The sequence below is a fragment of the Chryseobacterium sp. VD8 genome, assembly GCF_037149975.1.
Lineage (GTDB): Bacteria > Bacteroidota > Bacteroidia > Flavobacteriales > Weeksellaceae > Chryseobacterium > Chryseobacterium indicum.
The window spans coordinates 1-2,390 of sequence record NZ_JBBCQL010000370.1; the positions used below are offsets into that span (position 1 = coordinate 1).

General features: G+C 34.1%; 2 protein-coding genes and 1 pseudogene. 2 read left to right on the forward strand and 1 reads right to left on the reverse strand.

The genetic code is table 11. The features are described from left to right. A pseudogene (locus WFK35_RS22200) lies at nucleotides 1–775 on the reverse strand (alpha-2-macroglobulin family protein); the annotation flags it as partial. A gap of 18 nt (nucleotides 776–793) precedes the next feature. On the opposite strand from WFK35_RS22200, the gene WFK35_RS22205 reads away from it, so the two are divergent. After that, nucleotides 794–1,549, forward strand: a complete 756-nt coding sequence (locus tag WFK35_RS22205) for a hypothetical protein (RefSeq protein ID WP_336734761.1) — start codon at nucleotides 794–796, stop codon at nucleotides 1,547–1,549. 3 nt (nucleotides 1,550–1,552) lie between these two features. Beyond that, the coding region (gene recF / locus WFK35_RS22210) for a DNA replication/repair protein RecF (protein WP_336734764.1) at nucleotides 1,553–2,390 on the forward strand (838 nt) is incomplete at its 3' end.

The window sequence follows — 2,390 nt, forward strand, 5'->3', positions numbered from 1 at the left end:
GATCTTTACACAGTGTGAGATTACAGTTGGCCCGCAATTTTTTATGCATGAAATACAATTTGGGATTGCCCGAATTCTGCGCTATCAGATCATCATAGATCGCGTTAATCTTTATCTGATTTTCCGTAAGTTCATTTTTGGTAAAGAGACCATTATCAGAAAGAAATTCGATCTTTTTGGTCGAATACCAATCCCATAAAGTCGGGAAATAAGAAATATAATCGTTGTATGAAAAAGCTTTATCATATTTTATAAGAGAAATTTTTCTCATTTTATCTTTTTGCAGATTAAGTTCCTGATATTTTTTATTCAGATAATTTTTAAAATCAAGCTTGCTCCATGTCTCGATCTGCGAGAGATCCTGAGAATTGATATTGGTACGCTGTTCGATCTCCCAGGAATGTTGGTTGTAATAATCAAGGAAAAAACCGTTCAGCAGAACTTCAAATAATATCCTGTCATCGTCTTTCAGTTGTTTTTCTACCTCACTCAGTTTTTTGAAAAGCCTGCTTACGGAGTCGTTCTTTTCATCGTCCTGTGTTTGGTTTACGATACTGAATTCTGCCTTTAAAGACTGAATAAGCTGTAAAATATTGTTATCTTTCATCGCCTGTTTCTGTATTTCTGAAATAATGGGAAGATTAGATTTATACGCTCCTTTCTGGGAATTTGCTGATATTTTTTTCCATTGCTCTTCATAATATTTCTGGGCGGAAATCCCCGAAAAATTCAGCAGGAGAAGCAAAAGCATAAAAATCTTGGAAAATCTTTTCATATATGTTATTTTTGATAAATGAATTTCTTAAAAGTACTGAAAAAATCCGTTATAGACAGTCAGCTTTACGTATCCTTAACGGGAACTCTTTTTGCAGTATTTTTCATGCTGGAGCAAAATACGTTCCGCTATCCGACGGTTTTCCTTCTTTTCATAACGTATTTCAGCGGTTATCTGTATACCAAATACCAGAAAACAAAGCATTTTTTTAAAATTCTGATTCTGAATGCTTTTGCAGGAATCATCTGTGCTTTTTTAATTATTCATAACCATAATGAAGTACGGTTGATGAAATGGTTTGTGATCGTTGTTTTAGGTTTACTGTACAATAGCTTTTTTCTCGATGCCTATATCCGTAAAATTCCTCTGCTGAAAGTATTTTATGTAGGTTTGGTCTGGGGACTGATGAATTGCTGGCTTAGTCTTCCGGAATTCAGTATTTCCATCTTTCTGATCAGTTTTTTCTTCATTACGGCTTTGGTTTTACCTTTCGACATTCGGGACATGAATGTAGATACCGTGAAAACGTTTCCCACGATGATCGGCATTCAGAACACAAAATATCTGGCTTATCTGCTTATTTTTATCAGCAATATTCTGTCTGTTTTTTATCTTGATTTCAATTATGCTCTGGCATTTTTTCTTTCTAGTATTGTTACTTACATTTTTATTTATTTCTCTGAAAATGAAAGAGATGATGTATACTTTTCTTTTGGCGTAGAAACTTGTTCGGCACTTCCCTTTTTATTTTTAGGAATAATGAAGTATTTTTGACGAATGATTATCAAGAAGCTTTCCCTGTACAATTTTAAGAACCACACCGAGAAAAAATTCGAATTTTCTCCGCAAATCAACTGTTTTGTAGGGAATAACGGCGTGGGAAAAACCAATATTCTGGATGCGCTTCATTATCTTTCCGTAGGCAAAAGTTTTTTGGGAAATACGGATCTCAACAATATTAAAAATGACGAAGATTTCTTTACGATAGATGCTGAAATTCAGAATGATGACAGTGAAGACAACATCAAAGTACTTCAGCCCAAAGAAGCAAAAAAAGTCATTAAGAAAAACGATAAAAGCTACGACAGAATGGCGGATCACATCGGATATTTACCCAGTGTGATGATTTCTCCGTATGATTCAAATTTAATTTCAGATTCGGGAGAAAGCAGAAGAAAATTTCTGGATTCTATGATCTCACAAACGGATTCTGAATATCTTTTTGATTTAATTCAGTACCAGAAAACCATTCAGCAGAGAAATGCTTTGCTAAAATATTTCGCCAAAAACAGGGTTTGGGATAAAGATTCACTGGAAATCTATGATGATCCGATTATTAAATTCGGAACAAAAATTTTTACTAAAAGAAAAACATTCGTTGAAAAATTAAATCCGATTGTTCAGAATTTCTACAGGATTATTTCCGGAGGAAAAGAAACGGTTTCTGTACTTTATGAGTCTCATTTGCTTGAAAATTCCTTCGAAAATCTACTGAAGGAAAGTCTGGAAAGAGACAGAATGCTGACTTACACTTCGAAAGGAATTCACAAGGATGATCTGCTTTTTGAAATGGATTCCGTTTTAATTAAGAAAATAGGTTCTCAGGGACAGCAGA